Genomic DNA, 5389 nt, shown 5'->3' on the forward strand with positions numbered 1-5389 from the left:
AATAAAACAATCAGGCCATATATTGAAGAAAAACTACTGAAGATACTTGAAACGCTCTGTAACGAGAGAATTCCGGTTTATTTCAAAGGTACCCGGATTAATTACATAAAGGATAAAGCGCTGAAAATACCCGAAAAAGATACCACAGTTGTATTTAACTTCCGGGCAGGAGAACATCATCTGACCTATTACCAGACTATCAAAACAGGAGATGAACAGATCAGTCTGTTTGGAAAAGAGCCCATCGTTCTCTGTCAGAAACCGGTCTGGCTGATCCTTGATAAAACCCTTCATCATTTTGAGCCTGAAATTGATTTTAATAAACTTAAACCCTTTTTTACCAATGAATTTATTTTAATCCGTAAAGAAGCTCAGGATGAATATTTCAAAAAGTTTATCCTGAAATCAGTCAGGAAGTTTGAAGTCAATCCGGTTGGTTTTGAAATTGAAGAATGGGAAGGAAAGCCTGAGGTGGTGCTGAAGATTATTGATAACTGGCAGAAAAACAAACGATTCAGGCTTGAATTTCATTATCCTTCAAAAATATTTACCTTGAACGAAAAGGCAGATTGTTTTGTCGAGATGAAGACAGATGGTGAACAATACCATTTTATTAAATATCTCCGGGATATTGATTTCGAAAATCATACAGCTGATTTTCTTATTTCTCTTGGTTTAATTCGTGATTATAACAATGATTTTACTTTGCCTGATGGTCATGAAGACTACGACTGTATCGTATGGGTAAATCAGCACGCTCAGGAACTCAAAGAACAGGGCATTAAAACAGACCTTGGGAAATTGAGTAATTTTTATTCCGGCCCTGTCGAAATAAAGTTCCAGCAGTCAAAAAAAATGGACTGGTTTGATATTTCTGTGAAATTGTGCCTCGAAGGATACGAAATACCATTTATCAGGCTCAGAAACAATTTGTTACGTTTCGACAGATTATTCGAATTACCTGACGGAAAAATAGTGGTTTTACCCGAAGTCTGGTTTGAAAAATACAGGGATTTGGTAATTTTTGGTTCTGTCAAAAACAATAGGATTAAAATCAGGAAACAGTTTATCAGGACAGGAGGTAAAGAAAAACATAAAGATTTACATATAAGCAGGGAAGAAATCCGGAAACTTACGGATGTGGTACCAGAGGCCGGTTTGATTGAGGAAAAACTCAGGCCTTATCAGCTTGAGGGATTTCGCTGGATGTATTTTATGACGCAGAGGGAATTGGGCTGTTGTCTGGCAGACGACATGGGTCTCGGAAAAACAATTCAGACGCTTGCCTTACTGGAGAAAAAAAAGGCAGAAAACAAAACGGGTAATGACGAATACGTTCAATTTGACCTGTTTAGTTTCAGTGAAGCTACACGAAAAACATCCCTGGTGGTGATGCCCACTTCTTTACTCTACAATTGGGCAGCCGAAATAAAAAAATTTGCCCCTCATCTCAGATGCTACCTGCATGAAGGGATGAACCGCAGGCGATCAACCCGTCTGTTTCATCAATACGACCTGATATTAACCTCTTATGGCCTCGTCAGAAATGATTTGGATTTTTTGAAAAATTTCAGTTTTTATTACCTGATACTGGATGAAAGCCAGTTTATTAAAAATCCGGAATCAAAAATATTTCAGTCGGTTGTTCAGTTAAAAGCCAAACACCGCATCGTTTTAACGGGAACTCCTATTGAAAACTCACTGTCTGACCTTTGGGCTCAGATGGACTTTCTGAACCCCGGTATTTTAGGGTCCCTTGAATTTTTCAGGAATGAATACATCATACCAATTGAAAAAAATAATGACCAGAAAAAAGCTGAAAGGCTAAAAATCATTATAGCTCCATTTATTTTGAGAAGGAAAAAGACAGAAGTGGCAGCCGAGCTTCCTTCCCTGACAGAAAACATCCATTACTGCGAAATGACTGAGGAACAGCAACTTTACTATGAAAGGAAAAAATCACAGATCAGAAATTATCTTCTGAGCGAAGTAAACAGTCAGAACTATAAATCAAAGATGCTGGCCGTTTTGAAAGCCCTGATGCAGCTTCGCCTGATTTCCAATCACCCTGTGCTTGACAGCCCTGACTATAACTTTAGCTCCGGCAAATTTGATGAGGTGATCAGAAATGTGGAAGATGTTCTCTCTGAAAATCATAAAATATTGATATTCAGCTCTTTCGTCCGTCATTTGAAGCTCTTTGAAGCGTATTTCAGAGATAATTCAGTTCCATTCAAGATGCTGACAGGCTCTACACCCTCTCATTTAAGGAAAGGCATCATAAATGATTTTCAGAACAATAACGCTGTAAAACTTTTTTTAATCAGTATCAAAGCTGGAGGATTTGGTCTGAACCTGACCGCTGCGGATTACGTGTTTATACTTGACCCGTGGTGGAATCCGGCTGTTGAATTTCAGGCCATAAACCGGTCTCATCGTATCGGACAAGATAAAAAGGTCTTTTCCTATAAATTTATCACAAAAGGAAGCGTGGAAGAAAAAATTCTGATCCTTCAGCAACACAAAAAAGAACTTGCCGATGCTTTTTTAAATGAGGCCAATCCTCTGAGAATGTTGAGTATGGAAGAAATTGAGGGATTGTTTGAATAATATAAAATTTTATGATTTTCACAGCCCCCGATTTAAATCGGGGGCTATGTTTAAATCTTTTCAATCAACTCATCTCGAATTAACTCAAAAGCCAAATCAGGACTAAAGCCAATTCCAGGGCGAAGTAATGCTTTTATGTCACCCAAAAACAAAGGGTCTGAAATCTTTGCTTCCAGATTTTTCAAATAATCATCTTTATTTATTGTAACTCCTTGAAATTCAATAAAATTATGAAATGAAGCGACAATAACTTCAGCATTTACCTGAGTTTTTGTCATCACATACCAAATATCAAATAAATCCCTGCCTTTTGACCGCTGGTACAATGCTCTCAATTTTGAGCCAAGCAATTCATTGATATTGTATGTTTTAATTTTAATGCTTCGGGAAAACCATGATGAATTCACCTGAAACTCAATTTCGTCCAGCGAAAGCAAATTGAAATGCTCACGTGTATTATTTCCACTTTTAATTTTAAAGGCACAATAGGTTGTATTTCTGAATCAAATTTAAAAATCAAAGTGTTATTGAAGCTCTTCTGAATTATTTTAGGTTTGCCCAGAAATGAAAGAACTTTTCTTATCTGATTGATCATTTGTCCGGCAGGTTCGGCTTTAATCTGCACAAGATCAATATCTTCAGAATATCTTACTTGTGGATGTAGCAATAATTTATGAATAGCAGTTCCTCCTCTGAGAACTAATCTTTCAGACAAAAAGCTATCTGAAAAAATCAAGGATAATGCACAACTTAAGATAAGATCCTGCTCAACGAAAGCATCTGATACCCAAGGTACAAATTTTTTCCATTCAATGATATATGTTTGCGGAATCATCTTTCAATTTCCAATTTTACGTTTTCAATAACTTTCCATCTGTTGCTACAATTCCCGGTATTTTTTGAAGCCAGTGAAAGCCCCGTCCTGTAAAAAAGTTTGTTTTTTAGGTAATTGAAAATAAAGTCTGCAAAGTTCTGCTTTTCAAGAAAATTTTCAAGAATGTAGCCGGCTCGTTGCAAAACAGTAATTGGTACATTATTAACAATCCTTTTAAATCGTGTAATACTCAAAGTATCATTTATTTCTAACATCATTTCAATTGCTCTGTTGATTCCACCAATTCGGTTTTCATAAATTAAAAGATCAAGAAATGTCATTTCCGGATTTGAAATATTCATGTAACCGGTAGTGGTCTTGATTTGGCTGATTCCATCCGGATTCAAATTCTTTTTTGTAATAAAATCTATTCTGACTCCATTCTTTTCTATTGTGCGTAATGGAATTTTTTCAACAATAACGAAAAACTCCTGTGGTTTTTGATGGGAAGCCCCATGATACATGGCAGCAGTCATAAGACCCACATAATAGTTAATTTTCAGAAATGACATCAAATTGTGGATAAACATTTCAGGGGGCAAAATACCGGTATGAGAATATTCCGGAGGAATTATCAGGTAAAATCCTTTTCGAATAGATAAAATTTGATTTTTGTCCGCTTGTCTGGAAAGAGCAATTCTTAAAGAATTCTTATTTATCTGTAATAATTGCCTGATTTGGTTTATTGAAAAGGAATACTTGCCTCTGCTTTGATAATCGAAGATTATTTTTTTCAAATTATTGTATTTCTGGCTCATTTTGAAAAAGTTTTTATTTGCGAAAGTTAACACTTTATGTGCATTTACGCAAATGATTACTTCAGTTTCTCTCTTTTTTGTTATTTTGCGATAGTCTCCATGTCGGATTGGTTATGTCAGGATGTATTTTTAATCTTCACAGCCCCCGATTTAAATCGGGGGCTATGAAGGATAATTATTTAAAAAGAACGTTTTTCAGTTTTGCCTCGAGTTCAAATGCCCTGAATCCACGCTCTGTAATTTTACCCTGTCTGTCAATAAGAACAAGATAGGGAATATCGTCAATTTTCCAGATATACGTCAGTTCATCGTCCCAGCCAAGCAGGTTGGAAACATTGACCCAATTAAGCTTATCCTCTTTAATGGCATCAGTCCAGTATTTTTTTTCGCTGTCGATAGAAACTGCATATACCGAAAAGCCTTTGTTCCTGTAGCGGTTGTAAATATCAAGAATTTTTTTGTTTTCCTGACGGCAAGGCTGACTGAATGATGCCCAGAAATAGAGTAAAACAACATTTCCTTTTAAGGAAGCCAGTTGAACTTCTTTTCCGTTAGGATCGCTGGCTACCGTATTTGGTGCATCTTTGCCCGGCCCGACAGGAACAATATTAGCTAATTTATCGTCAAGCTGCTTGTAGAATCTTGATCCCGGACAGATTTTTGAAAACTTGTTCCTTGTTTTAATCAGGAAATCATAATTTTCATCAGCGTCCAGATAAAATGCTGCCAAAAGAGCGATCATGGAAGTATCAAGCCTTTCAACAAAATTTCTGAGTTTTTTTGATTTTTCCTTACTGATTGCACTGTAATAGATGGGTAAAGAATCTACAAGCCTCAGCAACTCTTTGACCTTGCTTTTATCTTTTTTCAAAGTCTCAACTCTGTCCTGAAGTTCTACAGTTTTACTGTTCAGGTCATTGAGCAGATAATACATTTCCTTTAGCTGCATGGATTCGGGAGAGCCAATAACCTGATAAGAACCTAAATCGGAGAGGTTTGTGTTGACTTTTACGGTACCGCCTCTGAGAAACAGGTGAATATTTCCGTTAGGAAAACGGAGCTGGTAAATAGATGGTTCATTTACTTGAAAATCAAAGCGAAACGTGTTGTTTTCATCAACAACTGCGGAATAAATGGGATAGATATT

General features: G+C 36.5%; 3 protein-coding genes and 1 pseudogene. 1 reads left to right on the forward strand and 3 read right to left on the reverse strand.

The genetic code is table 11. The annotated features are described in order from the left end of the window. A partial coding sequence (locus GX437_06240; GenBank protein ID NLJ07252.1) for a DEAD/DEAH box helicase occupies positions 1-2610 on the forward strand: 2610 nt, incomplete at its 5' end. A gap of 50 nt (positions 2611-2660) precedes the next feature. On the opposite strand, the pseudogene GX437_06245 reads toward GX437_06240, so the two are convergent. The 3 genes and pseudogenes from GX437_06245 to GX437_06255 all read right to left on the reverse strand — a co-directional run. Continuing rightward, a pseudogene (locus tag GX437_06245) lies at positions 2661-3445 on the reverse strand (nucleotidyl transferase AbiEii/AbiGii toxin family protein). Next, entirely contained in the window at positions 3442-3996 is a 555-nt protein-coding gene (locus GX437_06250) for a hypothetical protein (GenBank protein ID NLJ07253.1), read from the reverse strand. Before GX437_06250 ends, GX437_06245 begins: the two are co-directional and overlap by 4 nt. 421 nt (positions 3997-4417) lie before the next feature. Continuing rightward, the coding region (locus GX437_06255; protein ID NLJ07254.1) for an AhpC/TSA family protein at positions 4418-5389 on the reverse strand (972 nt) is incomplete at its 5' end.

This window comes from Sphingobacteriales bacterium (assembly GCA_012517435.1).
Taxonomy (GTDB): Bacteria; Bacteroidota; Bacteroidia; order CAILMK01; family JAAYUY01; genus JAAYUY01.

Excerpts from the sequence above, each read along its gene's own strand:
- GX437_06250 (NLJ07253.1), bottom strand. The coding sequence starts at position 3,996 with ATGTCATTTCTGAAAATTAACTATTATGTGGGTCTTATGACTGCTGCC.